20 protein-coding genes are annotated in these 25,817 nt (G+C 55.5%); 4 read left to right on the plus strand and 16 right to left on the minus strand.

What is annotated here, in order from left to right:
* Positions 1 to 48: 48 nt before the first annotated feature.
* Together ATG98_RS15025 and ATG98_RS15030 are read right to left on the minus strand one after the other, a co-directional pair.
* On the minus strand, positions 49 to 2,997 hold the full coding sequence (locus ATG98_RS15025; protein WP_098423725.1) for an insulinase family protein: 2,949 nt from the start codon (positions 2,995 to 2,997) through the stop codon (positions 49 to 51).
* Between the two features lies 1 nt (position 2,998).
* Positions 2,999 to 3,298, minus strand: coding sequence for a hypothetical protein (locus ATG98_RS15030; RefSeq protein ID WP_018403832.1), 300 nt, complete (start codon positions 3,296 to 3,298; stop codon positions 2,999 to 3,001).
* A gap of 174 nt (positions 3,299 to 3,472) precedes the next feature.
* On the opposite strand from ATG98_RS15030, the gene ATG98_RS15035 reads away from it, so the two are divergent.
* Positions 3,473 to 5,458 (plus strand): SDR family oxidoreductase, encoded by a 1,986-nt coding sequence (locus tag ATG98_RS15035; RefSeq protein WP_098417953.1) that lies wholly within the window; start codon positions 3,473 to 3,475, stop codon positions 5,456 to 5,458.
* Positions 5,459 to 5,559: 101 nt separating this feature from the next.
* On the opposite strand, the gene rnt is transcribed toward ATG98_RS15035, so the two are convergent.
* Together rnt and pyrC are read right to left on the minus strand one after the other, a co-directional pair.
* The gene (gene rnt / locus ATG98_RS15040; RefSeq protein ID WP_018403821.1) at positions 5,560 to 6,204 is read right to left on the minus strand and encodes a ribonuclease T; all 645 of its coding nucleotides are present in this window, start codon (positions 6,202 to 6,204) and stop codon (positions 5,560 to 5,562) included.
* Between the two features lie 47 nt (positions 6,205 to 6,251).
* Complete coding sequence (gene pyrC / locus ATG98_RS15045; RefSeq protein ID WP_098417954.1) at positions 6,252 to 7,283, minus strand: dihydroorotase; 1,032 nt, start codon at positions 7,281 to 7,283, stop codon at positions 6,252 to 6,254.
* Positions 7,284 to 7,550: 267 nt separating this feature from the next.
* On the opposite strand from pyrC, the gene ATG98_RS15050 reads away from it, so the two are divergent.
* Positions 7,551 to 8,468, plus strand: coding sequence for a flagellar protein MotY (locus ATG98_RS15050; RefSeq protein WP_098417955.1), 918 nt, complete (start codon positions 7,551 to 7,553; stop codon positions 8,466 to 8,468).
* 63 nt (positions 8,469 to 8,531) lie between these two features.
* On the opposite strand, the gene ATG98_RS15055 is transcribed toward ATG98_RS15050, so the two are convergent.
* The gene (locus ATG98_RS15055; protein ID WP_098417956.1) at positions 8,532 to 9,458 is read right to left on the minus strand and encodes a histone deacetylase family protein; all 927 of its coding nucleotides are present in this window, start codon (positions 9,456 to 9,458) and stop codon (positions 8,532 to 8,534) included.
* A 184-nt stretch (positions 9,459 to 9,642) separates the two neighbouring features.
* Here ATG98_RS15055 and ATG98_RS15060 point away from each other — a divergent pair, with 184 nt between their 5' ends.
* Complete coding sequence (locus ATG98_RS15060; protein ID WP_098417957.1) at positions 9,643 to 12,387, plus strand: GNAT family N-acetyltransferase; 2,745 nt, start codon at positions 9,643 to 9,645, stop codon at positions 12,385 to 12,387.
* Positions 12,388 to 12,415: 28 nt separating this feature from the next.
* On the opposite strand, the gene rdgC is transcribed toward ATG98_RS15060, so the two are convergent.
* From rdgC to ATG98_RS15110, 10 genes are all read right to left on the minus strand, one after another.
* Positions 12,416 to 13,369 (minus strand): recombination-associated protein RdgC, encoded by a 954-nt coding sequence (rdgC, locus tag ATG98_RS15065; RefSeq protein WP_098417958.1) that lies wholly within the window; start codon positions 13,367 to 13,369, stop codon positions 12,416 to 12,418.
* Positions 13,370 to 13,467: 98 nt separating this feature from the next.
* Positions 13,468 to 13,668: a DUF2788 domain-containing protein gene (locus tag ATG98_RS15070; RefSeq protein WP_098417959.1), complete on the minus strand. Its 201-nt coding sequence runs from the start codon at positions 13,666 to 13,668 to the stop codon at positions 13,468 to 13,470.
* Positions 13,669 to 13,772: 104 nt separating this feature from the next.
* Entirely contained in the window at positions 13,773 to 14,552 is a 780-nt protein-coding gene (gene yaaA / locus ATG98_RS15075) for a peroxide stress protein YaaA (protein WP_098417960.1), read from the minus strand.
* A gap of 12 nt (positions 14,553 to 14,564) precedes the next feature.
* On the minus strand, positions 14,565 to 14,798 hold the full coding sequence (locus ATG98_RS15080) for a glutaredoxin family protein (protein ID WP_098417961.1): 234 nt from the start codon (positions 14,796 to 14,798) through the stop codon (positions 14,565 to 14,567).
* Positions 14,798 to 15,547, minus strand: a complete 750-nt coding sequence (locus ATG98_RS15085) for a YciK family oxidoreductase (RefSeq protein WP_098417962.1) — start codon at positions 15,545 to 15,547, stop codon at positions 14,798 to 14,800. Before ATG98_RS15085 ends, ATG98_RS15080 begins: the two co-directional genes overlap by 1 nt.
* Before the next feature lie 80 nt (positions 15,548 to 15,627).
* Positions 15,628 to 16,293 (minus strand): HAD-IA family hydrolase, encoded by a 666-nt coding sequence (locus ATG98_RS15090; protein WP_098417963.1) that lies wholly within the window; start codon positions 16,291 to 16,293, stop codon positions 15,628 to 15,630.
* The gene (gene ubiG, locus ATG98_RS15095; protein ID WP_228706159.1) at positions 16,283 to 17,059 is read right to left on the minus strand and encodes a bifunctional 2-polyprenyl-6-hydroxyphenol methylase/3-demethylubiquinol 3-O-methyltransferase UbiG; all 777 of its coding nucleotides are present in this window, start codon (positions 17,057 to 17,059) and stop codon (positions 16,283 to 16,285) included. Before ubiG ends, ATG98_RS15090 begins: the two co-directional genes overlap by 11 nt.
* A 61-nt stretch (positions 17,060 to 17,120) precedes the next feature.
* A complete protein-coding gene (locus ATG98_RS15100) occupies positions 17,121 to 18,461 on the minus strand; it encodes a TRZ/ATZ family hydrolase (RefSeq protein WP_098423727.1) in 1,341 nt (446 codons plus the stop codon).
* Positions 18,462 to 18,582: 121 nt separating this feature from the next.
* On the minus strand, positions 18,583 to 20,763 hold the full coding sequence (locus ATG98_RS15105) for a carboxy terminal-processing peptidase (RefSeq protein ID WP_098417965.1): 2,181 nt from the start codon (positions 20,761 to 20,763) through the stop codon (positions 18,583 to 18,585).
* A 189-nt stretch (positions 20,764 to 20,952) separates the two neighbouring features.
* Positions 20,953 to 23,448 carry a DUF349 domain-containing protein gene (locus tag ATG98_RS15110; RefSeq protein WP_098423729.1) on the minus strand — a complete coding sequence of 832 codons (2,496 nt, stop codon included), beginning with the start codon at positions 23,446 to 23,448 and terminating at the stop codon, positions 20,953 to 20,955.
* A 189-nt stretch (positions 23,449 to 23,637) separates the two neighbouring features.
* Between ATG98_RS15110 and ATG98_RS15115 the strand changes: the two genes are divergently transcribed.
* Positions 23,638 to 24,111 (plus strand): regulatory protein RecX, encoded by a 474-nt coding sequence (locus ATG98_RS15115; RefSeq protein ID WP_098423731.1) that lies wholly within the window; start codon positions 23,638 to 23,640, stop codon positions 24,109 to 24,111.
* Between the two features lie 26 nt (positions 24,112 to 24,137).
* Here ATG98_RS15115 and mltF read toward each other — a convergent pair whose 3' ends face one another.
* A complete protein-coding gene (gene mltF / locus ATG98_RS15120; protein ID WP_098417968.1) occupies positions 24,138 to 25,598 on the minus strand; it encodes a membrane-bound lytic murein transglycosylase MltF in 1,461 nt (486 codons plus the stop codon).
* Positions 25,599 to 25,817: the final 219 nt, after the last annotated feature.

Below are 25,817 nucleotides of genomic sequence, written 5' to 3' on the forward strand. Positions count from 1 at the left end.
TGCCAGTTTTAGTACAAGCGCCCGCGGCTTCTCTCAGATAAAGAGCTGTTAGCCCTCGGTGACCGGCGGCTGGGCTCTGAGTTTTTGCATTTGTTCGTCTGCATTGTCGTGATTTGCTGACGCGGTCTTGTCTGCTTCTGAATCTACGTCTGCGCTTACGTCTGTAATCTGGCCTTCCGAGGTGACCAGTAACGCCCGCTCACGTTGTTCCAGGGCGGTGTGGAAAGTGCTTTGCAATTGCGCCAGGCTGACATTTTCAATCGCCGTAACCAATTGCTCGCGGGAGTCGAAGTTGCTGTTGCCGCGATCAATTTCATGCCAGAAGCGCCCGGAGATATCGCCCAGCTGGCGGTCTTGCTCCAGTATGCCGCTGATAACGGCCTGCTTTTCCTGCTCCAAATCCTTGCTCCCAAGACTTGCCAGGGTACTGGCAAAGCTTTCCATAAACTCGTCCACAGCGGCATTGATAGCCTGCGGGCGAGTGTCTGGAGATTGCACGACTAATGCGATCGCCGGGGTTTCCAGCATTTCAAATGACGTTGCGTACACAATGTAGCCCAGTTGGCGCTGGGTGCGAATGTTCTCGTAGAACGGGCTACGGATAATTTGAGTGAGTAGCCGATATTGCGCGCGCTCTGCCAGGCTGGTACTCGGGCCTTGCAGGTACAAGGTGTAGCCGGTATCCGGGTGGCTTATGTCCATATTCACGCGGGTTTCGCCTGCGGGAATCTGGCGTATGCGGCTGCGTTCTACGTTCGTGTACTGGCTGTTGGCCATGATCAGACCCCGTGCCTGTTGGGCCATGTTCAGCGCAGACGCGGCGCTGAGGTTGCCGTGAACCAGCATGACAGGGTCCAGGCCGGTCATTAGCTGTTGCTGGAAGGCTTGAAGGTCATTCAGGGTGACTTCTTGAGCGGCTTTTAGCTTGTCTTCGGTCTGCCAGGCGCCCTCAAGAAGTGCGGTTTGAATATAGTCGGCAATCTGTTCGCTAGGGCGATTACGGGATTGATTCACCAGGCTGTCCACAAGGTTCTGGCGCGCGATGTCAAAGCGTTGTTGGGTCAGTTCCGGGTTAGCTACCTGTTGCAGAATCTGGCGTAGCAGCGTGCTTGTTTGGTCGCTGTAGCCACCCACCCTCAGTGTTAATCCACGTAGATGGGGGTAAATGCTGTAGTCCAGCCCGGCCAAGCGCGCGGAATAGGCCCAGGCGTTCAGGTTGGTATTCAGGGCGTCGGTCAGCAGTCGCAGCAGCACCGCGTTGCGGGCGGACTCCTGTGCCAGGGGCGTGCGCAGGCTCAGGTATACGTTGGCTTTGGGAGTGCCGAAACGGGTATCGCGCGCGTACCACAGTTCAATTCCGCCACCATTATTGGCACTATTATTGGCACTATCATCGCCACCAGCACTCAGCAGCTGTTCGGGCTGGTTCATGGTGTTGCCACTGAGCATGGCAAGGTTTTCCGGTATGAAGGGGTTGGCTTGCGGCAGCGCAAGCTGGCTGGCCAGGGCGTCATTGGCTGGCTGGTTCAATTGTTGGGCGCTCAAGGGCGCCTGCTGCCACTGGGCGTTATACCACTGGGTAGCGCGAGCCTCGCCCAGATCGGGTTCGGGTTGCAGCACAAACAGCAGCAGGTTATCTGGAGTGAGTTGCTCAAGAATTTCGCGGTACTGGTCGGGCGCGTAGCTTTCCAGCAACCAGGGCGCGCGCAGTATGTCGGCTGCCGGATAGTGTTGCAGTTGCCCGGCCAGGCGCATTACCTGGTGTACGGGGTCGCTTTTTTCGTTAAAGCGGAAATCAATGTCGGCCAGCTTGCGCATTTCTTCAAAACGTTGCTCGCTGAGGCCGCTGTCGCGCACTTTGTCGATGTAGGCGAACACCAGCGGAAGAATGGTGTCTTGCTGCTCCAGGCCTTGTTTGGTGAGGGCCATGGAGATTTCCAGTGTGGCGCCATCGCCAGTGTCCATGCCCAGGCCCGCCGACAGGCTTTCGGCCAGTCCCGCGCGTTTCAGCACGTCAAACAGGCTGCCCGGGCCCTCATGGCCCAACAGGTTGGTCACGTAGCGCGCGGGCTTGGTGCGGAATTGGTCCTGCTGTGAGGCAATAGGGAATACCAGGGACATGTTGCGGATGTCTTTCAGCGACGCCACGGTCACTTTTGTGGGTAGTTGCTCACGATCAACCAAAGGCGCGCGGTGGCGCTTCTGCATCAGTTTGCGGTCTTCAATAGCGTCAAAGCGGCCGCGCACCAGTTGTTCCAGACGATCCAGCGATTGCGGTCCGTAAACCGCAAGGTTCATCAAGTTGGCAGAGTAATGTTGCTGCCAAAATTTGACCAGGTCTTCACGCAACGGCCGTTGTTCGCTGTTTTCCAGTGTGGTCAGATTACCCACGGCAAACTGGTGAAAGGCGTGCTCGGCAGGTGTAACCGCTTTGCGAACTGAAAAAAAGCGCCGGCCGTCTTCTTTGAGTTTGGAACTGTATTCCGAATGCACCGCGTTGCGTTCGCGATCTACCAGTTCAGCGGTGAACAGGGGCGCGGAGAATTGCTGGGCGAAACGGTCCAGAGCCGGCTCTAGAAATTCGGCCTGTATGTCAAAAAAGTAGTTGGTGTCCTGAAACGCGGTGAAAGCGTTGTGGCTGCCGCCGTGGCTGGCGATGAACTGCTGGTACTCGCCGGGTTCAGGATATTTCTCGGTGCCCAGAAACAGCATGTGTTCCAGGAAGTGAGACAGGCCCTCACGATCGGCGGGGTCGTCACCGCTGCCAACGGCTACATTCAAAGACGCAGCGGCTTTGTCTGCACTTTTGTCTGACACCAATAACACTCGCAGGCCGTTATCTAATTGCAAATAACGATACAGGTTGGCGTCGTTGGGGCTTTTTGTTGGTTCCTGGGCGGCAAGGCTGAATGAACTGGCGAATAACAGACATAAGAAGGTCAGGGCTGCTGGCCAGAATCGGTTTCGGCGTGGTAGCCGCATCAGGGTAGGCATCATTTCAGTGCATCCTTGTTTTGCCGTGGGTCTGGGGTTGCTGATTTAAGGTTTTTCGCGCCAGGTCAGCGGCTTTGTCTGCGCTGAGCTCGCCAGAAGCAATGCGTTCCAGTACTGTTGCCATAACCGCAACAGTCTGTCGCTGGCTTTTGAATTCGGCCTGAAAAGCGGTGTCTATGGCTTCGTAAACGGCCTGAATTTTTTGCTCCCGATCGCCCGCTTTGGCGGCGGTGTCGTTGATGGCTTTCAGGCAGGCGCGTGCGATGGCAATGTAGCGCTCGGCGTTGGGGTTTTTCTGGGACATGAAGTTATTCCAAACAACAGATACGATGGATAACAGACGCGGGTGTGCGTCGAAAGTTCCCGATTATCGCATTGATGGCCGCGGGTTGCTAAAACCTCAATGCCTTGGGTCTTTATACGCAAATACTGCTATAACTTATTTTTACAATAACGTAACCATTAGGGCGGATAATGCATGAATTATTTTGTAACAGGCGGCACCGGGTTTATCGGTCGGTTTTTGATAGCCAGGTTGCTGGCGCGCGGCGCCATCGTTCATGTGCTCGTGCGTGAGCAGTCGGTGCAAAAGCTGGCGGACCTGCGGGAGAAGCTGGGCGCTGATGAAAAACAGATCAAGGCGGTGGTAGGCGATTTGACGGCCCCGGGCCTTGGCCTTGATAAAAAAACATTGAAGCAGCTGAGCGGAAAGATTGATCACTTTTTTCACCTGGCGGCCATTTACGATATGTCGGCCAGTGAAGAATCACAGCAAGCCGCCAACATTGATGGCACTCACGCTGCCGTGGCCGCAGCCGAGGCACTTGGCGCCGGAATTTTTCATCACGTGTCGTCCATCGCGGTAGCCGGTCTGTTTAAAGGCACTTTCCGTGAAGACATGTTTGCCGAAGCCGGTAAGCTGGACCACCCTTACTTCAGCACCAAACACGAGTCTGAGCGGGTGGTACGCGACGAATGCAAGGTGCCGTTCCGCATTTACCGCCCGGGGATGGTGATTGGCGACTCCGCTACCGGTGAAATGGACAAGGTAGACGGGCCTTATTACTTCTTCAAAATGATTCAGAAAATTCGCGGCGCGCTGCCCCAGTGGGTGCCCACCATAGGCCTTGAAGGCGGCCGTCTGAACATTGTGCCGGTGAATTTTGTGGCGGATGCGTTGGACCATATTGCCCACCTGCCAGGCGAAGACGGCAAGTGTTTCCATCTGGTGGATTCTGACCCGTACAAGGTGGGTGAAATACTCAATATGTTTTGTGAGGCGGGCCATGCACCCAAAATGGGCATGCGTATTGATTCGCGCATGTTCGGATTTGTGCCACCGTTTATTCGCCAGAGCCTGAAGAATTTGCCGCCGGTGAAGCGTATGAGTCGCGCTCTGCTGGATGATCTGGGTATTCCTGCATCGGTGCTGTCTTTTATCAATTATCCCACCCGCTTTGATGCCCGCGAAACCGAGCGCGTGTTGCAGGGCACCGGCATAGAAGTGCCCCGCCTGCCAGACTACGCACCGGTGATCTGGGATTACTGGGAGCGCAATCTGGACCCGGACCTGTTCAAAGACCGCACTCTGCGCGGCACGGTGGAAGGTAAAGTGTGCGTGGTAACCGGCGCCACCTCCGGTATTGGTCTGGCGACAGCGGAGAAGCTTGCGGCCGCGGGTGCGATTCTGGTGATTGGAGCGCGCACCCAGGAAACCCTGGACCAAGTGAGCGCGCAATTGAACGCGCGAGGCGCCGATGTACATGCTTATCAGTGTGACTTTGCGAACATGGACGCCTGTGACCGGTTTATTCAAACCGTTAGCGAGAACCACGGTGCGGTGGATGTGCTGATAAACAATGCCGGCCGCTCCATACGCCGCTCACTGGACAAGTCCTTTGATCGTTTTCACGATTTTGAACGCACCATGCAGCTGAACTATTTTGGTTCGTTGCGTTTGATCATGGGCTTTGCGCCGGCCATGTTAGAACGTCGCCGTGGCCACATCATCAATATTTCGTCTATTGGTGTGCTGACAAACGCGCCGCGCTTTTCGGCCTATGTCGCTTCTAAAGCGGCACTGGATTCGTTCAGCCGTTGCGCCGCGGCGGAGTGGTCAGACCGGCACGTTTGTTTTACCACCATCAACATGCCGTTGGTGAAAACGCCGATGATAGCGCCCACTAAAATCTACGATTCTGTGCCCACACTGAGCCCGGAAGAGGCAGCGGACATGGTGGTGAATGCGATTGTTTACCGGCCCAAGCGCATTGCGACGCGGCTTGGCGTGTTTGCTCAGGTACTAAACTCGGTGGCACCCAAGGCGAGTGAAATTCTAATGAATACCGGCTACAAGATGTTCCCGGATTCGATGCCTAAAAAAGGCAAAGAGGTAAGCGCGGAAAAGGGTGCATCCGCCGACCAGGTGGCATTTGCAGCAATTATGCGGGGCATTCACTGGTAGCAGACATTATACGGGTAACAAAAAAGCGGCGGTGCATGAGCATCGCCGCTTTTTTTATACCGCAGCTTTTCATTCTGCAATTTTTTAATTCTGCAACAACACTATTCGAAAGGCGGGGGTGGAAAGCCCCCAAGTTCCTGCCAGCGATTAACGATACTGCAAAAAAGGTCTGCGGTTTTTTCCGCGTCGTAGGCCGCGGAGTGCGCTTCTTTACTGTCAAACGGGATGCGGGCCAGTTTGCAGGCCTGGGCCAACACAGTGTGGCCATAAGCCAGGCCGGCCAGGGTGGCGGTATCAAACGTCGAGAACGGATGAAACGGGTTGCGTTTGATGTCTGCGCGCATGCTGGCGGCGAACACAAAGTTGTGGTCGAACGTGGCGTTGTGCCCCACAAGAACTGCACGTTTGCAGTCAAAGGCCTTCATCGCTTTGCGTATCGGACTGAATATTTCACTCAGGCCTTCGCGTTCCGGCACAGCCTCACGCTCTGGGTCCCACGGATCTATGCCGGTAAAGTCCAGCGATGACTGCTCGAAGTTAGCGCCTTCAAACGGGTCTATCTGCTGCAGGTAAGTTTCGCCACGGTGCAGAAAGCCGTTTTCGTCCATGGTGACCATCACCGCTGCTATTTCCAGCAAGGCGTCTTTGGCGGGGTTGAATCCGGCCGTTTCAACATCTACCACAACAGGAAGAAACCCGCGAAAGCGACGGGACATGGGGTGCGTTTGGCTGTTTTCTTCGGTCACTCAAACTCCAACGATGGCGCTATGTGAAAAGGTAATGTAATAAAGGATTACGCCAGGCGCCAGTAAATGGTTTCACCGGCGTTCAATGGCACGATGCTGCCACCGGCTAGCGGCAGCTCATCCGGCATGGTCCAGGGCTCGCGTACCAGGGTTATGGTGTCTGTGTTACGGGGTAGGCCATAAAAATCGGCACCGTTGAAACTGGCGAAAGCTTCGAATTTTTCCAGTACGCCCAATTCTTCAAATACTTGTGCGTACAGGCTGATAGCACCAAACGCCGAGTAGCAGCCGGCGCAGCCGCACGCCGTTTCTTTGCGGTCTTTGGCGTGGGGCGCGGAATCGGTACCCAGAAAAAACCGTTTGTCGCCGCTGGCCACTGCTTCACGCAGCGCCTGTTGATGGCGATTGCGCTTAAGAATAGGCAGGCAGAACAAGTGAGGCCTTATACCGCCAGCCAGCATGTGGTTACGATTGTACATCAGATGCTGGGGGGTGATGGTGGCCGCCAGATTGTCGCCTTGGTGCTGACGCACGAAGTCGGCGGAATCTGCGGTGGTGATGTGTTCTAAAACCACTTTCAAGGTGGGAAACGCCGCCAGTGTAGGCGCCAGAACCCGCTCCAGAAATACTTTTTCACGATCAAAAATGTCGATGTCGGCATCGGTCACTTCGCCGTGTACCAGCAGCAGCATGCCGCAATTGGCCATGGCCTCCAGTGCTGGAAAGATATTGGCCACATCGGTTACGCCGGAATCCGAGTTGGTGGTCGCTCCGGCCGGGTAAAGCTTGGCAGCCACTACGCCCTGGGCCCTGGCTTGTCGCACGCACTCTGGCGTAGTGGTTTCGGTCAGATACAAGGTCATCAGCGGTTCGAAATGGCTGTTGCCGGCCGCGTTACGAATACGCTTGCGGTAGGCCAATGCCTGGTCGGCAGTGGTCACCGGCGGTACCAGATTGGGCATGATAATGGCGCGGCCGAATACCGCAGCGGTCGCGGGTACCACGTCATTCAATATGGCGCCGTCACGGACGTGCAGATGCCAGTCGTCGGGGCGGGTAATCGTTAGTTGCTGGGTCATGATTGCGAGCCACTCATTAAAAAACCGATGCGTTTTAAAAACGTGAAAGATGCAAAAGGTGAAAGATACGCGGCGGCGCCGAAAAATCTGCAAAAGTATAACAGAAGGTTGTGGGGTTTGTTTTACTCAACGGGCTGCGATGGCAACGGCGGCGCTATAAAAATGGACGGCGACCTAAAGATGCAAAGGGACTGGCCGATACCTTAGGTAACCGAGCGTTGAACGGCCACCCTGTGTGGCCACGAAGACATCTAAAGGTAGTGATCGATGACGTTGCGAATGCAATTGTTAAGCCGTTGTTTGCCGGCAGCCCTGGTGGTTTGCCCGTTACTGAGCGCGCCTGCGCTGGCATCCAGCTTTGGCGCGGGCATCGAAAACAGCCAGTGGTATTTGACGGAGTCGGTCTTTGAGTGTGCCCTGGTACACCAGGTGCCCGGCTACGGTCGCGCAACCTTCCGCCATCGCGCGGGTGAAAACCTGTTTTTTTCGCTGGAACCCGACACGCCGCTGATGCGCCCTGGAAGGGGAATGCTGGTGGTTGAGGCGCCAAGCTGGCGCCCTGGTGTTGCGCCGAGACCGCTGGGCCTGGTGACGGTTCCGGAAGGCCGCAGTGCGGTCGTATTAAGCGCTGTCCAGAGTATGCAGGTTGCCTATGGCTTGCTGGATGGCCTTTCCCCAACGCTTACCCGGCAGTCCTGGTTCAATTCTCAACCGGTGCGGGTGCACGTATCGAATGTCAACTTCGCTTCGCCATTTCAAGGTTATCGCGCCTGTGCAGGTAATCTGTTGTCGGCTAATTTTGATCAGTTGCAGGGTTCCCGTATTCTGTTTTCTTCGGCCAGTGTGGCGTTGAACGATGCCGACAGGCGCAGCCTGGATCAGGTTGTGGCCTATGTACTGGCCGATTCAACGGTGACTAGGGTATTGGTGGACGGTCATACCGACAGAAGGGGGAGCCGGATTGACAACCGGAAGCTGGCGCAAGATCGCGCCGATGCGGTGGCGGGCTACCTGAAAAGCCAGGGTGTTGAGGAAAGCAGAATTATAGTGCGCGCCCACGGTGACCAATTCGCGGCTTCCGGAAACCCGGCGCAAAACCGGCGCGTTGTTATTCGCATGGAGCGTGAGGGCGATAGCACACAATGGCAGCAGGCCACCGCCATATCTGAGCCGGGTGCTGGTTGATGGCCGGTTAATTAAGCAGGCTAATGGCGGCGGTCAACAGCGGCGCGCAAGGCTTGCTCTGATTCATTTTACGGCGTGCAGCACCTCCAGATGGGTGGCTACGCTTTCCGCCAGGGCCTTTAGATGATACCCACCTTCCAGCGACGAGATAATCCGGTCGTTGGCGTGGTCTTTGGCAACGCTGGCCAGCATTTCGGTCAACCAGCGAAAATCCTCGGTTTCCAAATTGAACTCGCCCATCGGGTCCAGCTTGTGGGCATCAAATCCTGCGGAAATCAGTACCAGTTGTGGCTTGAACTTCTGTAGCCGTTTCAGCCAGCCAGCTTCCACGGCCTTGCGATAATCCAGTGCTGAACAATCCGCCGGCAGTGGAATATTAATGATATTTTCAGCCTGGCGGTGCACATGGGTGTGCGGGTAAAACGGATGCTGGAAACTTGAGCACATAAGAATGCGTTCATCACCGCCGACGATGTCTACGGTGCCGTTGCCCTGGTGAACGTCAAAATCAATAATCGCAACCCGTTCCAGGCGATGGAAGCTCAGTGCACGCATGGCCGCCAGGGCCACGTTGTTGTAAAAACAGAAACCCATGGATTTGCTGCGCTCGGCGTGATGGCCAGGTGGGCGGGCGCACACGAACGCATTGGTGACCTGGCTGCTCATCACCATATCAACCGCCTGAATGTTGGCGCCGGCCGCCAGGCGCGCAGCGCGCAGGGTATCGGGCATCATCGCGGTGTCTGGGTCGGTGAACACGCGGCCACGGGTTGGCTGCATCATGTCGAGCTGCTTTAGATAGCTTTCCGGGTGAACAATCAGCAGTTGATCGCGGGTAATTTCATCCGGGCGAACGTAGTCAAGATCCTGGTTGAGCGCGGTGTCTGCCAGGTAACTCTGAATGGCGGCCATGCGCTCAGGGCGTTCTGGGTGCTCTGGACCCATGTTGTGTTTGTTACAGTCGTCGTGGGAAAAAAAGGCCGTGGTCATAATACGTTGGCTGCCCCGCTGGTTTATTGTATTTTTTTTATCATATCAGGAAAAAATCGGTTGCGGTTTTTCTTTGGTCTAACCTTAATCCTGGTCAAAATTGCGCCAATTGACGTTTTACATCAATTAAACAGCGCCTAAGATACACTGATTCTTGTGATCCCGATTACTAAGGAGCCTGCGCTTGAGCACTCGATACCTGGAAAGCCTGTTTAATCCTGAGTCTATAGTGGTGGTGGGTGCTTCTGAACGGGCTGACAACCTGGGCGGTATGGTTTTGCGCAACCTGCTGGGCGGCGATTACCCTGGCAAGCTGCTGGTTCTGAACCCGAGCGATTACGACAACGTGCACGGCGTGGCCTGCGCTAAAAGCGTTGCCGACATGCCGTTCGTACCAGAACTGGCGATTATTTGTACGCCGCCGAAAACCGTACCGAAAATGATTCGGCGCTTGGGCAAGGCCGGTGCGCGTACCGCCATTGTGATGACCGGTGGTATGTCGCGCAGCCACAGCAAAACCGGCCGGCCATTGATGTATTCGGTACGGGACGCCGCTCGTGAAAGCGGAATTCGGGTGCTAGGGCCCAACACCATCGGGCTGATGGTGCCGGCACGTAAGTTGAACGCCACCTACGCCCACATGGGGGCCATTCCGGGCCGGGTGGCGTTTGTTGGGCAGTCGGGCACCATTGCCAGCGCGGTGCTGGATTGGGCCTTTGCCCGTGGTGTCGGCTTTTCGTATTTTTTAACCTTGGGCGATGGTATGGACATCGACCATGACGATCTTATCGATTACCTGGCCCAAGACACCCGCACTCGCGCCATTTTACTGCATCTTGAGAACGTGCCTAACCCGCGCCGTTTTATGTCATCGGTGCGGGTAGCGTCGCGCACAAAACCGGTTATTGCCTTGAAGTCTGGCCGGGTGCCGGAATCGGAATGGTTCGTTCACGAACTGCCGGCCGGCATCAAACACAGCGACCCTATCTACGATGCCATGCTCAAACGCGCCGGTGTGCTGCGGGTAGACGGCCTGGGGCAGATGTTTGATGCTCTGGAAACGCTGACGCGTATGAAGCCCTTGCGCCGCGAATCCCTGGTTATGATGTCCAACGGTGTTGGGCCGGGCGTGCTGGCGGTAGACCGTTTGGCGTATCTCGGGGGGGAACTGGCTACTCTGTCGGAATCGGCCATTGAGGCACTGGCTGAGCTATTGCCACCCTACTGGACGCGCCGCAATCCTATCGACCTTGGCTACAACGCGTCGCCAGAGCTTTACGCCAAAGTACTGAAGATTTTGTCGAAAGAACCGGAGCTTGCGAATGTGTTGGTGATGTACTCGCCAAGCCTGACCGGCGACAGCCGCGAAATTGCCAACTCGGTGATCCAGGCCATTAAGGGCACACGGTTGAACGTGTTTACCTGCTGGCTGGGCCAGAGCACGGTGATGGATTCCCGCGAGGAGTTCTATCGAGCCGGCGTGCCGTCGTTTTTTAACCCGGAAAAAGCGGTGATGGCGTTCATGCAGCACGTACGTCATCAGCGGGTGCAGCGCCTGCTGGCAGAGACCCCGGAGTCGTTTACCGATCATTTGTCAGACCACAGCAAGACCCGCCGGGTGATCGTGAACGCGTTGCGTGCCGGGCGTCATTATTTAACCAATGAAGAAGCGCGTGGCGTGCTGAGTGATTACAACATTCGCGCCATAGACACGATATTTTGTGACGATGTGGATGAGGTACTGGGGGCATTTTCGGTAGAACGCCGGCCCATGGATATTACGCTGGTGCACGAGCAGGCCTGCCATCCGTTTCAGTCCTACAGTCCCAATCAGAAACGCTACAACTGCACCATGCCCAAACTTAACAGCGAGGCAGCCATTATTGAGGGCTGTCAAAGCTTGTTGGAGGAATACGGCAAGCATTTCCCGGAAAGCGGTTTCCTGGGTTTTGCGGTGCAGTTCTCCTATCAGCATGTGGGCGGGATTGAGTTCAGCGTGGGCATCACCCGTGATGCGCTGTTCGGCCCCTTGGTCGTGTGCGGTGCTGCGGGCGCCCAGATTAACGTTATGACCGACAGGCAGATTGCATTTCCGCCGTTGAATATGGTGCTGGCGCGGGAGCTTTTGCGGCGCACCTATATGTATAAGCTTTTGAAAGAGCACAGTCTAAAACCGGAGCACGATATTCGCGCTGTGTCGGAAACTCTGGTGACTCTGTCGCAAATTGTGATCGACATTCCGGAGATTCAGGGGCTGGAAATTTCGCCGCTGTTGTTTAACGACGAAGGCGCGGTGGCCGTTAATGTGGCAATCAACCTGTCTGACAAACCAGGTAAACCGATCATTCAGCCTTATCCGCGGGAGTTTGAGGAGTGGATAGTGCTGCCAAGATCCGGCCGCCGTGTGATTATTCGGCCGGTACTTGCAGAAGACGAGCCTGCCCACCGGGCGTTTCACGAACTTCAGTCACCAGAATCTATTCGCTATCGGTTCTTCCAGTATCGCAAGCATTTTTCCCGCGAAGACGTGGCGCAGATGGTGCAGATCGATTACGACCGCGAGATGGTGTTCATTGCCAACGCGCCCCGCGAAGACGGCGAAGGCGAGGAAACCCTGGGCACCGTGCGCACCTGGACAGACGCCGACAATTTGCGCTGTGAGTTTGCGGTGATGGTGCACGACAAAATGAAGGGCGAAGGTTTGGGCAAGACCCTGATGGGGAAAATGATCGACTACTGCCGGGCCCGTGGCACTGCGGAAATGGTGGGGGATGTACTGCCAGACAACCGGCCCATGCTGAACCTGGCCGAGCATCTGGGCTTCCACATCAAGTTCAATCAGGATGAGGAAGTGATGGACCTGAGCCTGGTATTGAACGAACCTGAAAAAGACTGGCAGAGAGAAAGGTTAAACAAGGGCGGCCACTGATCTTCAAATCACGCCGCCCGCTGTGGGGTTACTCGCTGAACGGGGCAGGGCGGTCTTCGCCATCGATTAAAGCCGAACGGTCTTCGCCGCCCAGGGCTTCGAGCAGCCCTGGAATCAGCTTTTCGAGTTCCAGGGTCATCAAGCTAAAACTGGCGTCGAATTTTGCCAGGGCGTCGTCAGCGTCAACGTTTTCCAGCTGTTCCTGAAGGGTTTCGCCGAACTTCAGGCGGCGAATGCCCAGCTCTTCGTCGAGCACGAACGACACGTTGTCGTCCCAGGTAATGGCAAGTTTGGTGACTTGCATGCCGGCTTGAAGGTGGTTTTGGATTTCATCAGCCTGCAAGTTCATACCTTTGCAACGCACAACGCCACCGTCTTCCGCCGGGTCTTTCAGCTCGCATTCATCGCCCAGCACAATTTGCGCTGGCAAATCAATGGATTCGTCCAGCCAGCCAGTAAAGGTAAAGATGGGCGCCTGTTCCACGGCGGGTGGCCGCACGGGCAAAGAGCCGATGCTTTTGCGCAGCGCCGAGGCGATTTCTTCGGCCTGTTTGGCCGAGCCTGCATCCACCACCATTACGCCATCTTTCGGTGCCAGATAGGCAAAACTGCGACGGTTTTTGGAAAACGCCTGGGGCAGCATTTCCAGCATGACCTGCTCTTTCAGCTCGTCTTTTTCCTTGCGGCGTACTTTTCGGCCCTGATCAATCTCAATGGCTTCGGCGCGCTCTTCCACCAGTTCCTTAATCACCGAGCTGGGCAAAATTTTGTCTTCCCGGCGCAGTGCAATCAGGTGATAGCCATTGGCGCTGTGCACCAGTGTTTCACCGTGTTTGCCCAAGGGCGCTACCCAGCCCTGGCGAGTGGTTTCCTGAGGCCCGCAGGGCTTGAATGTGTCGGCCTGGAGCTTTTCTTCCAGTTCATCTGTGGTGATATCGAAGGGCTTGGTAAAACGAAAAACACGGGCATTGCGAAACCACATACTGGAAGCATCCTTGAGTCAAAATCAGATTGTGCAGGGGTAGAAGATAAAAAGCAGACGTTGAGCTGTAAAAGGTTCAACTGTAAAGGATAGCGCCGCTATATCTGGATGACTTCAACCAGCACGGTTTTGATCACAAAGCCAAGTACGCCCGCACCCATTATCGTAAACATCATGAAGGTGCCGAATCTCCCCGCTTTGGATTTTTTGGCCAGATCCCAGACAATAAAGCCCATCCAGACCACAAGCCCGGTCAACAGAACAGCCATAGAAATTTGTGAGAATACCGCTTCGCTCATGAATAGGCTCCTTAGATGATTTAAAATCAGCAATAGTAAGTTTCGCTCCGGCTTAAAGCGCTCCGGGCAAAGAATATTTGGATTATGGCCGCTAGGCCGCAGAATCAGGCCTTGGTTTGCTCTTCGCGCAGGAATATCCAGTTGTTGGCGTCAGACTGCTCAGGGCTGAAGTAGTAGCCGTCAAGATCGAACTTTTTCAGGTCTTCGGCCTTGGTAATGCTATTTTGTATGGCGTAGCGGCACATCAAACCGCGGGCTTTTTTGGCGTAAAAGCTGATGATTTTATATTGTCCGTTTTTCCGATCTTTAAAATTGGGGGTGATCAGCCGTCCCTCAAGGTCTTTCTTGCGCACTGCTTTGAAATATTCGTTAGACGCCAGATTCACCAGTACGCCGTCGTCGTCACTTAGCAAGCGATTGACCTCTTGAGTGATGGTGTCGCCCCAGAACGCATACAGGTCTTTACCGTGCTGGTTTTCAAATTTCGTACCCATTTCCAGGCGGTAGGGCTGCATCAGATCGAGCGGTTTGAGCACCCCGTAAAGCCCGGAGAGCATGCGCAGGTGCTTTTGCGCGAACTGGAACTCGCTGTTACTGAAGCTTTCGGCATCCAGCCCGGTGTAGACATCACCCTTGAATGCAAGAATGGCCTGGCGGGCATTGCTGGGCGTAAACGGCGTACTCCAGTCGCTGAAGCGTGCAGCATTCAGTTGTCCCAGTTTGTCGCTGATGCTCATTAGATTGCTGACTTGGTGCGGCTCCAGTTCTTTAAGCTGGTCAATCAGCTCCCGTGCTGGCTCTAAAAAGTCGGGCTGGGTATGGTGTTCGGTTGCCAGCGGGCTTTTATAATCCAGAGTTTTCGCAGGGGAAATAACCATCAGCATGTCAGGCAAACCTCATTGTAAAAAGCTAAGGAGCTGGTCTTGGGTAAATGGCCAGTTCAGTTCATTGCCGGTGTCGCTGCGGCGTAAAACCGGTATGCGAGTGCCGTAGCGGGCGACCAGTTGCTCTGATTGGGCAATATCCACCACGTTCACGGGTATTGGCTGTGACGTGGGAGTGTTGACCAATAGCGCCTCTGCAAGTTCACACAGGTGGCACTGAGCGGTGGTGTAGAACGACAGCTCCATTACTTCGGCTGGGCGTCTAGCTGTTGGCCGTTAACCCCTGCGCTGTCGCGGCCCATCAGGTACAGGTAGATGGGCATCAATTCTTCCGGTGCCGGGTTTTGCTGGGGGTTTTCCGCCGGGTATGCGTGGGCTCGCATATTGGTGCGGGTAGCACCCGGATTCAGGGTGTTAACGCGAATGTTATTCCGCTTGTCATCGAGCTCATCCGCCAATAGCTGGCTTAACCCTTCTATCGCAAATTTCGATATTGCATAAGCACCCCAGTAGGCCCGCGCGGAACGTCCTACGCTAGACGAGGTAAAGATCATCGATGCATCTCCGGACTTGCGCAGCAACGGTATCATTGCACGGCTTAGCAGGAACGGAGACATGCTGTTGACTTGCATCACCTTGGCCCATTTTTCCGGGTTGTACAGTTCCACCGGGCTACGATCGCCCAAAATAGCGGCGTTGTGCAGCAGGCCATCGAGTTTGCCGAAATTGTCTTCCAGGGTCATCGCCAGTTCTTCGTAGTCTTTCATGGCAGCGCCATCAAAGTTCATGGGAACTATGGCGGGCTTGGGATAACCGGCGTTTTCAATTTCGTCGTAAACAGATTCCAGCTTCGACACGGTGCGGCCGACCAGTATCACCGTTGCGCCGTGGGCGGCGTAGGTGATAGCCGCTGTGCGGCCAATACCACTGCCAGCGCCGGTGACCATAATAATGCGATCTTTCAGTAAGTCGGCGGGGGCCTGGTAATTCTGCATGACCTATCTCCGTTTAGAGCAAAAGTGCACAGCAAAAGCCGACAGGTTGCTGACCCGCCGGTATGGGTAACTAGTGGGAACTATTGTAACAGCTTTGCGAGTTCGCTGACGCTATCGACGGTATAGTGAGAACCCCATAGATCCACCTCTTCAGGCGCCTCGATATAACCGTAACGCACGGCAATGGTGGTCATTCCAGCGTTAATGCCGGCGTCTATGTCGCGCTGGTGATCGCCCACGTAAATAGCCGTTTTCGGCTCTACGTTTACTTCTTTGCAGGCCAGAAACATGGGTTCCGGGTGAGGCTTGCGCTGGCTGACGTGGTCGGGGCAAATCAAGGTGCTACAGCGTTCCGCCAGCCCTAGGGCGGCCACCACGGGCGCAGCAAAGCGCACCGGTTTGTTGGTCACTATGCCCCAGGGAATAGCACGCTGCTCTAAATTGCGCAGCAAGCTGTCCATACCTTCAAACAGGCAGGTGTCTATGGTCATGCCCTGTTCGTAAAGGTCTAGAAATTCGGTGTGTTTCTGTTGGTAGCCGTCATCGTCCGGCTCCAGCCCAAATCCCACGCGGACCATGCCGCGGGCGCCGTTCGACACCATGCAGCGAATGTGCGGTACTGGCAACTCGTTAAGGCCGTAGGCAATGCGCATCCGGTTCAGAACACGGACAAAATCCGGCGCGGTGTCAATCAAGGTGCCGTCCAGATCAAACAGTACCGCTGAGGGAGTCAGTTCAGGCTTCACGGCTATCCTTTGCATGCATCATATAATTGACATCGACATTGCGGCCAAGTTTGTACACCTTGGTCAGCAGGTTGTAGGTCATTCCGGTCAGTTCACGAATATCCAGGCCGGCACTGCGCAGGTGGTCTGACATTTCCGACGGGCGAATGAACTTTTTCCATTCGTGGGTGCCTTTGGGCAGCAGGCTCAATATGTATTCAGCGCCAACAATGGCAAACAGAAACGATTTCGGGTTGCGGTTGATGGTGGACACAAACAGATGGCCGCCGGGTTTTAGCAGACTGGCGCAAGCGCGAATGACCGAGCCCGGATCTGGCACGTGCTCAAGCATTTCGAGACAGGTAACAACGTCGTATTGGCCTGCGTGCTGTGGGTCGCGGGCCAACTCTTCCACGGTAATTTTCTGATAGTCGACTTGAACGCCACTTTCCAGCCCGTGCAGGCGCGCCACGCTTAGCGGTGCTTCGCCCATATCGATACCGGTCACGTGGGCGCCACGGCGGGCCATGCCTTCTGATAGCAAGCCGCCACCGCAGCCAATGTCGATGACTTTTTTACCAGGCAGGGACACGCGTTCGTCGATGTAGTTCAGGCGCAGCGGGTTAATGTCGTGAAGGGGTTTGAATTCGCTACCGGGATCCCACCAGCGGCTGGCCAGGGCCTCAAATTTGGCGATTTCGTTACGATCCACATTGTGGTTCACGCTGGAATCTGAGGAGTGATTTGAAGGATGATCTGAATTACGGCCTGGGTTAGGAGTCGTCATGTTTGCCTGCCTGGTGATGCGATTTGAATTCGGTTACATACAGTTGGCCGTGCTGGCTTTTTTAGCCGGCCTGATAACGGCCAATGCGTTCGGCCCAGTCTGCCACACGCAGCATAAGGTCGGGCACATCAATACGTGTGAGTTCGCCATTTTGTACCTGAGGCACTCCGTTGATCCAGCTGTGGCTTACAGCGCGACTGTGTAAGCTGTAAACCAGGTGCGAAGCCGGGTTGTACACGGGCTGAAAAAACGGGTCGCTAAGATCAACGGCGATGATATCGGCGCACTTGCCGGCTTCCAGTGAACCAAGATCCTGTCCCCGGCCCAGGGCCTTTGCGCCCTGTAAGGTGGCCATGCGCAGTGCCTGGTGGGCAGAAAGCGCGGCAGGGTCACCGGCCAGATGTTTGGCCATCATTGCTGCAGTACGAAGCTCTCCGAACAGGTCAAGGTCGTTATTGCTGGCGGCGCCGTCGGTGCCTATGGCGACATTAACGCCGGCCTTGCTCAGACGCTGCACGGGGCATTGGCCGCTGGCCAGTTTCATATTGGATTCCGGGCAGTGAACAACGTGGGCGCCGCTGTGCAACAGGTGTTCTAGGTCGCTGTCATCAACTTGGGTCATGTGTACGCATTGGGTGTTTGGCCCCAGCACGCCCAGCTGCGCCATTCTGCTGACAGGGCGCTGGCCTGAGTGCTGCTCGGCGTTTTGCACTTCCAGCGCGGTTTCGTGCAGATGAATCTGTAATTTTACGCCGGTCTTTTTCTGCAGAGCGACGGCGCCGGCCAGGGTGTCATCGTTAGCGGTGTAGGGCGCATGGGGGCCTATGGCGGGCATAATGAATTCATCGCCCTGCCAGGCGTTGATCAACTGTTCGCCCTTGCGCAGGTATTCTTCCGGGCCACTGCCCCAACAGGTGGGAAAGTCCAGCAGTGGAAAGCAGATTTGCGCCCGCATGCCGGCATCCGCGGCGCACTGGGCAGCAATTTCCGGAAAAAAATACATATCCGAAAATGTGGTGGTACCGGTGCGAAGCATTTCCGCCATGGCCAGCTGGGTGCCATCGGCAACAAACTGTTCGCACACAAACTCGCCTTCCAACGGCCAGATGTGGTCGTTCAGCCATGTCATTAGCGGTATATCGTCAGCGACGCCGCGGAAGAGCGACATGGCGGCATGGCCGTGCAAATTGATTAGCCCAGGCATCAGCACATGATGTGGCAAACTCAGGGTTTCACGAGTACGGTAATGAGTGTCGGCCTCGGCCTGAGGCAATACGGCAACAATATGACCGCCTTGCACAATCACCGCGTGGTGATGCCAAACCTGATCCGCAGGTTCGATGGGAATCACCCAGCGGGCGTTGATACGGGTATCCGCCGCGATAATGGTCTCTGCCGTCATGAATCAGCCTTTCGGGCGGGCGACGCTAAGGAAGCGCCGGCAATAAGTGTCAGCGCCGAGGCGACAGCGGCGCTGAATTCCATCGCAGCCGCCACGGCGCATACGTTCGGTTTTAGCCCGGTTAGAGCTCGGTTGACGCCCGTATAGTTTGTGCTTTGGCTGTCAGGGGCGAGCCCATCGCCGGCAACGCGGCGGTACGACGGTCCAGCTCAAGCATATCCGCCATAATTTGCCCGCCTTCGCGGATAACGAAATCCGTTTCTTCATCATTGGAGTTCAGGTCGGCAGCCTGCAGGTCCTGCCAGTCGTCCAGTTCTTCCATGGTGTCGAATGGCGTTTCGCCGCGCAATTCACGGCGCGCGTTGGCAATGGTCAGCCGGGTGCGTTCAATTTCTTTATGTTGTTGCTGGCGCTCGTCCATATTCAGGCTGACTGAGTTCTGCTGGCGTTGCTTCTTCAGAAAGTCGATTTCCTGTTGCAGCAGGCTGAACTCGGGGCTGGCGTCAAAGCGCTTGTCGTGGCGCAGGCGCAGCTCGTCAATCATATTGCTGAAATCAAAATACTGGGTGTGGCTGACAGCATCAATTTGATCCCAGGGCAGGGCGTGGTCCAGCGCATCTTCCCCAATAAGACTGTTATCGATACGTGATGGAATTTCGATATCGGGCATAACGCCCTTGTGCTGGGTTGAGCCGCCAGAAACCCGGTAGAACTTGGACTGCGTGATTTTTAGCTGGCCGTGATTCAGTGGCCGAACGGCCTGCACTGTGCCTTTACCGAAGGTTTGGGAACCCACAACCAGGCCGCGGCCATAGTCCTGGATAGCGCCCGCGAAGATTTCAGACGCGGATGCACTCATTCGATTTACCAGCACCACCATCGGCCCTTTGAAAGCAACATCTGGGTCTTCATCGTTCAGAATTTGCACGTCGTTATTGGCGTTGCGAATTTGCACGGTTGGGCCGCTGTCTATAAACAATCCCACCAGATCGTTGGCTTCGTGCAGGGCACCACCGCCGTTGTTGCGCAAATCAATGACCAACCCTTCAACGCCTTCAGCCTCAAGTTCTTCCAGCAGCCTGCGCACATCGCGGGTGGTGCTTTTGTAGTTGCGATCACCGGCCTGCATGGCCTGGAAGTCGGCGTAGAAGGTGGGGATAGTGATGGCGCCGACCTTATAGGTTTCACCGTTGCGATCTAGCTCTATCACTTTTTTACTGGCGCTCTGTTCTTCCAGCTTGACCTGATCGCGCTTGATAGCGATGGCTTTGGTGATGGTTTCATCGGCCGCACCAGACGGAATGACTTCCAGTGTGACTATGGAATTGCGCGGTCCGCGGATCAGATCGACCACTTCATCCAGGCGCCAGCCGATCACATTGACCGCCGTTTCGCCTTCTTGGGTGACCGACACAATCCGGTCTGCGGGTTGCAGCTGGCCTTGCTGAAATGCCGGTCCGCCAGGGACCAGTCGCACCACCTTGGTGTATTCGTTATCACCTTGCAGCACGGCACCTATGCCTTCGAGCGAAAGACTCATATTAATATTGAAGTTTTCAGAGGTGCGTGGTGAAAAATAGGATGTGTGGGGGTCCCACATGCCGGCAAAGGCGTTCATGTAGGCTTGAAACGCATCTTCGCTGCGGGCTTGGTAAGCGCGTTTGAGCTGGTCTTCGTAACGCTGCCGCAAAGTGTCTGTGATGGCGTCGTCGTCACTACCGTTCAGGCGTTGAGCCAGCACGGCGTTTTTGATGCGTTTGGTCCAGAGTTTGTCTAGCTTCGCGTTATTAGCGACCCAATCGCTGTCAGAGCGGTCGAGCAATATGCTGTCGTTGCTGCTGAAATCTAAGGTGCCAACGCCTTGGTCCAGAAGGTTCAGAGCAAAATGCAGACGCTCGATGATCCGTTTTTGCACCAGATTGTAAATATCAAATCCGGGCTGCAGTTTACCGGTGCGCAGGGCCGAACCCAGGTGATCTCGAATATCAACGAAACCGTCCAGGTCGTCTTGGGTCAGATAGACTTTCTGGCCGTCCAGGTATTTCAGGTAGGTATCGAAGATGTCGCCAGACAAATCATCGCTGACTCGCAAATCGCGAAAATGAGTGAACTGCAGTTGTCTCGCAATCAGTATGTTAGCTCGGGCCTGGTCAATAGTGGGCGCAACCGGCTGATAGCTTTGAAGCGACTCGCTGCTGGCGATGGCCCCGAAAGACACAGAAAGCGAAATCGCGAGCGCCAACGCTTTTACGGGCTTGCCGCGGGCTACGCGCTGTGAGCACAGTCTTTCCACGATTGACATAGAACCTACCTGACCGAGTTAAATGCTGGTGGTCGCGGCTAAGGTGTTCAACCAGCGACCCGTTTTATGATTGTAGGCAAGCGCTACACGCCTGGCTATAGATGTACCCTTGCGCCAGGTGACAATCTATTCATCACTATTACGGCGCAAAGGTGTATGCGGATGATTATGTCTGCTTGCGCAGGAACCTTAAACCAAGCTTTCAAGCGCATTCAGCATGCGTTGTTCGAGCTCTTTGGAGGCCGCGACGGAGGCCGGCGCCAGGCACCATAATGCTACCAGTTTTTCAGCATCGGTGAGTGGGCTGGCCGATTGTTCGGCAGCGCCAATGCTCTGCGCCAGGCGCTGTACCTGAATCTCCATGCGCTTGCGCTGGTCTGCCACGGGTGAAGGTTGGTCGGCGAGTATTTCGGTACGGATAGCCAGTTCCTGGAAATCGATGGGCTGATCGAGTTGATTAAATTTTGTCCATTCCAGGGGTACGTTGGTTCTATCGATAGGGGCCTGGCCGCGGGCCTGAATGCATCCGGTCCATTGTTGCAGGCGAGTGACCAGTTCCTGCCGCTGTTTGGCCGTGTGCAAACGCTGACGCACATCGTTGTAGCGGTCGCGGGTGCTGGCAGATAGCGCCTGGGGGCTGTGCGCGGCCAGCTCGGTCCAGATGGCGCTGAGTTCATCGCTGTTTGTGCTTGCACTCAGGGCCTGGTCAGCGCACTCCAAAATGATGTTCACTTGTTCATCAGCTGCCACAACGGCTTGCTTTTGAAGGCTATTTTCCTGTTCGCGGCGGGCAAAAATGGCGTCGCAAGCCTGGCGGAATGCCTGCCAGAGTTTGCGGTCTTCGCGATGACGGGTAATCCCGATAGCCTGCCAATGGCCTTGTAGCTCTTTGGCCTGCACCATGGCGTTGGCCAGGGGTTCGGCGGTCATTAGCTCTTCGGCGCTGGCAACAATGGCCTGCTTCAGAGCTTCATTGCGCTGGCGCTCATTGTTCAGTTTGGCATCCAGCTGTTTCAGTAACTCGTCGAACTGTTTTTGTAACGGACGATTGTCGCGGAATTCTACCGGCCATGCGGCCTTCCATTCCTGGCGTGCAGTTTGATGAATACGTTCGGCCACTTTCCAGTCAATACTAGGCCAGTCAGCCTGTGCCATAAATTCCTGCAGTTGCTGGCAGATCAATTGACGTGTGGCCAGGTTAGCGTGCTTAAGATCGGATTTTGCGGCGAAATAAGCTTTGCACGGTTCGTAGGCGGCATCGGATGCCTGCTTGAAGCGGGCCCACAGCAACCTGTCAGAGGAGCCGCCCAGGCTTTTCCATTCTTCTTGCAGCTCTTTGATGTGAGCTGCCTTGGCTTCTGGGTCAATAGGTTGCGCTGCCAGATGTTCCATTTGTTCGCACAGTGCGATCTGCTTGGGTGTGGTGGCAAAGCCCTGCCAGTCGCTGAGTTCGTTAAACTGGCCTTGCAGCAATTGCATGCGCGCAGCAAATGGCTTCTGATGGCGGGAATCGAGTTTTTTGGCAATTTGCTGGGCGTTCTTTAGCAGCTGCTTGGCGGGCTTCAGTTGTTTGTTCTCCAAGGCGCTATCGAGCTCCGTGAGGAGCCTGTCCAGATCTGTTGACAGGCTGTTCTGGCGGGCCAGGTCTGGCTGCTCGACCGGTTCTGCTTTCTTGCGCTGTTTGGCCAGTGCCTGTAGCACAATAACGGGCTCAGGCAGTGGAAACACCGTTGGCCATTCCAATATGGCAAGCAGGGTTTTGGCCTGGTCTGCGGTTTCAACACCAAGCTCTGCGTCGTCTTTGATTTCATCGCCTGGAGCTGTGCTGACCGACAGCGTGGCGATTTGTTCTTGCGCCTGCATAAGCCGCTGATGTGCCTCTACGTAGTCCCGCAGACCGGCGCTGGTGGAGTTGTAACGGGTTTGCTCGGGCGCGCTTACGTCGGTACTTTCACTGGCTTCAATCCAGCGGTTGTGCTGGGTTTTCAATAGTGCGTCCAGAGCTGTCAACGTGGGCGGCTCGCTGATGTCGTTGGCTTTTAGTTGCGTCAGCGTTTCGCCCAGTAGCGCCAGGGTTTGCTTACGCTGGTCGAGTTTTTCTTGTTGTTGCTGCCTTTGTAGCTGCTGTTGTTGCACCTCGCGAATTCGCTCACGGCACTGGTGGGTAGCGCTAAGAAATTCGGTGATTTGCTCGTTACTGGCGCCAGTCTCTACGCTTTTCCACTGTTTGAGCAGCGTGTCCAGGCGTGGCTCGTAAAGGATGGTGTCTTCACTGCGGGCCTGGTCCTGCGCCTGCTGAATCAGCTGCTGCCGTTTTTCTTCCAGTTCATTCTGTGCAGCTTGGGCGTCACGCAGCTGTTGAAGTGCTTGGCGGACTATCTGGAAAACCCCTTTGTCCCGGCCTTTGGCCTGGCGGATAACGTCATGCAGTAAGGCTTCGTCCCGCAAACCGCTGGCGGCACGGCTGCGAACTTCAGCGGTTAACCCGCCAATGGCCAGCTCCGCCAGTTTTGTTTGCGCCGGCATACCTTGTACGGCTTCCAGCTGCTTCGCAATCCGGGCGCCGCGATCTTCTTTTGCGGTTTTGGCATCGTCCGTCTGCTGAGGCTGTTTATTGACCGCCGGTGCGGTTTTTTTCAGCTGTGTTGTGCGGGATTTGAACAATCTGCGAAGAAATGCGGCCATGGGTGTTTTCCTTAAAGTATCTTTCTGGTTGATACCAGTCTGCGGTGTCGGGCAAAGTGTGCCGCTACCGTTCTTCAGCACCAGTTGAGGTTGGCGCTGGACGCTTGGATTTCTAGGTACGAAGCTACCGGGCGTATAGAACGCGAGCACTAGTCTAGCGTTTTGTGAAGCGATGCGGAAAGAGATGTCATGGCAAAATCCGAAAATGATCAGGATGACGATTATAAAGCCCGCTCTGTAGCGCTGCGCTTACTGGCTCGGCGTGAACACAGCCGGCTTGAACTTACCCGTAAGTTGTTGCAGCGCCAGCTGCCAAAATCGGTCATCGAAACGGTACTGGATGACTACGAGGAGCAGGATTGGCTGAGCGATGAACGCTTTGCCGAAGCCTACGCGCGGCAGCGTATTGAGGCGGGTTACGGTCCGCTGCGCATAACGGGTGAATTGAACCAGCGTGGCGTGGCTGCAAATGCCGACACTCTGCAGGCAGTGAGCTTGCAGGATTGGTCTGACCAGGCTGTACGACTGCGCCGTAAGCGCTTCGGGTTATCAGATTTGCGCGGGCAGCTGGAAGAACGCTTGCGCCAGATGCGTTTCCTTCAGCGCCGCGGATTTACCCAGGAACAGATTAATGCCGCGATGGATGCAGTCGAGCCGGCATAGGCGCTGCAGGCCTGGACTCCGAAAGATCAGAGCGTAGGTGGCACGTCTGTCAATTGGTCTGGTAAGGCGGCCTGGATTTCTGGCAAGGCTACAAGCGCCTCGCCGGCGCTATCAAGCTGTGTTAACGGGTCATCTGCCAGCAGGGTATCCGGTGTTACGGCGGGTTCGGTCATGCGCACCAGTACATCATAGTAGCGGCGAATATTTTGCACATAAATGACCGGCTCATGGCCGCGGGCGTAGCCATACTTGGTTTGGCTGTACCATTCTTTCTGCGTTAGCAGCGGCAGGAACTCTTTTACATCCAGCCAGCGGTCCGGGTTCCTTCCAGCCTGTTCGGTCAGTATACGTGCGTCTTCTAGGTGGCCAAATCCAACGTTGTAAGAAGCCAGGGCAAACCAGGTGCGGTCGGGCTCTTCAATACGATCGGGAATCTGGTCGTGCACAATTGTTAAATACTTGGCACCGCCGCGAATGCTCTGCTCGGCGCTGAGTCGATTTTTGACACCCACGTATTTTGCCGTGGAGCGAGTAAGCATCATCAGTCCGCGCACGCCGGTGGGCGAGGTTGCCTTGGGGCGCCAGTGGGATTCCTGATAACCAATGGCCGCCAGAAGCCTCCAGTCCATGGCATATTGATCAGCGTAAGAGCGAAACAGACTTTCATATTTTGGCAGGCGTTTTTCGGTATGGCGCACAAATGTTAGCGCGCCAACGTAGTTCAGCCGGTCCAGATGACCGTAAAAACGCTCGGTGATCTGCTCCAGGGTGCCGTCTTCGGCAAGCATTCCAAAAAACTGCTCTGCAGTATCAATCAATGACCGATCCTGCATTGCAGGAAATAGCCATGCCAGCTCGCGGGGTGGACCCAACGGTATTGCTTCTTTTACATCGGGAAAAAACACGTGGTTCAGCGCCAGCTCGTTGGATGACACCACCGCGTAAGGCAGCTCACCGCTCTCGACCCGCGCCAGCAAACCGGCGGCATCCAGGCCTGTGTGAACCTGCCAGGACAACTGGGGGACGTCGATTTGCGCTTCTTCCAGTTGTGGCTCGTGATTGCTGTCGGCCACTATGTGCAATGGTTTATCTGCCAAATCGGCAAGAGCGTCGGGCTTGGCGGAATCGCGGTGATACACCACCACTGACTCTACTTCTATACCGGTCGCCAGTGCCCGCATCTGACCCCGAAACTGCTTTTGCCCTGACAGCCCGGCTAACCCTATGTGAGCGAAGTTTTGATCCAGCACAGATAGAATTTCGGTGTTGTCTTCGGCGACGCGAATCCTAAGCTCTACGCCCAGATGCTCTGCGAACAGCTGAACCAGTTCGTAGTCATAGCCGGTGGGGCCGTCGCGACCTTTGTAATAAATAGAGGGGGCGACCCGGGTGATGACATGCAGTACACCTTCGGCTTTGATCTGCTGCAGAGTTGTTGGCCGTGAGCAGGCACTCAAAACCAGGGTAAACGCCAGCAGTGCTACCATGGCTGAGCCCCTGCGGACCCGCTTGGGCAACGATAACGCCCGCCGGGAAGCGAGCTGCAACTGGGTGTTTGCCGGCAAAAGCCTTATCTCCGTCGGGTTTTAGGCGGGTGTGCGGTTAATTTCCGATTGGCTGTCTTGGTGCAGACAGATTCTTGCAATCATCTATGTTGTGCGTGGTCCGGTCAATAAAAGCGCGATCAGCGGCATCTTTGATGGCGT

It is taken from the genome of Marinobacter sp. LV10R520-4, from assembly GCF_002563815.1.
Taxonomy (GTDB): Bacteria; Pseudomonadota; Gammaproteobacteria; order Pseudomonadales; family Oleiphilaceae; genus Marinobacter.

Bases quoted from the DNA above. Each gene is read 5' to 3' on its own strand.
- ATG98_RS15025 (WP_098423725.1), bottom strand. From the start codon at position 2,997: ATGATGCCTACCCTGATGCGGCTACCACGCCGAAACCGATTCTGGCCA.
- ATG98_RS15030 (WP_018403832.1), bottom strand. From the start codon at position 3,298: ATGTCCCAGAAAAACCCCAACGCCGAGCGCTACATTGCCATCGCACGC.
- ATG98_RS15035 (WP_098417953.1), top strand. From the start codon at position 3,473: ATGAATTATTTTGTAACAGGCGGCACCGGGTTTATCGGTCGGTTTTTG.
- pyrC (WP_098417954.1), bottom strand. From the start codon at position 7,283: ATGACCCAGCAACTAACGATTACCCGCCCCGACGACTGGCATCTGCAC.
- ATG98_RS15050 (WP_098417955.1), top strand. From the start codon at position 7,551: ATGACGTTGCGAATGCAATTGTTAAGCCGTTGTTTGCCGGCAGCCCTG.
- ATG98_RS15055 (WP_098417956.1), bottom strand. From the start codon at position 9,458: ATGACCACGGCCTTTTTTTCCCACGACGACTGTAACAAACACAACATG.
- rdgC (WP_098417958.1), bottom strand. From the start codon at position 13,369: ATGTGGTTTCGCAATGCCCGTGTTTTTCGTTTTACCAAGCCCTTCGAT.
- ATG98_RS15070 (WP_098417959.1), bottom strand. From the start codon at position 13,668: ATGAGCGAAGCGGTATTCTCACAAATTTCTATGGCTGTTCTGTTGACC.
- yaaA (WP_098417960.1), bottom strand. From the start codon at position 14,552: ATGCTGATGGTTATTTCCCCTGCGAAAACTCTGGATTATAAAAGCCCG.
- ATG98_RS15080 (WP_098417961.1), bottom strand. From the start codon at position 14,798: ATGGAGCTGTCGTTCTACACCACCGCTCAGTGCCACCTGTGTGAACTT.
- ATG98_RS15085 (WP_098417962.1), bottom strand. From the start codon at position 15,547: ATGCAGAATTACCAGGCCCCCGCCGACTTACTGAAAGATCGCATTATT.
- ubiG (WP_228706159.1), bottom strand. From the start codon at position 17,059: ATGACGACTCCTAACCCAGGCCGTAATTCAGATCATCCTTCAAATCAC.
- ATG98_RS15100 (WP_098423727.1), bottom strand. From the start codon at position 18,461: ATGACGGCAGAGACCATTATCGCGGCGGATACCCGTATCAACGCCCGC.
- ATG98_RS15105 (WP_098417965.1), bottom strand. From the start codon at position 20,763: ATGTCAATCGTGGAAAGACTGTGCTCACAGCGCGTAGCCCGCGGCAAG.
- ATG98_RS15110 (WP_098423729.1), bottom strand. From the start codon at position 23,448: ATGGCCGCATTTCTTCGCAGATTGTTCAAATCCCGCACAACACAGCTG.
- ATG98_RS15115 (WP_098423731.1), top strand. From the start codon at position 23,638: ATGGCAAAATCCGAAAATGATCAGGATGACGATTATAAAGCCCGCTCT.
- mltF (WP_098417968.1), bottom strand. From the start codon at position 25,598: ATGGTAGCACTGCTGGCGTTTACCCTGGTTTTGAGTGCCTGCTCACGG.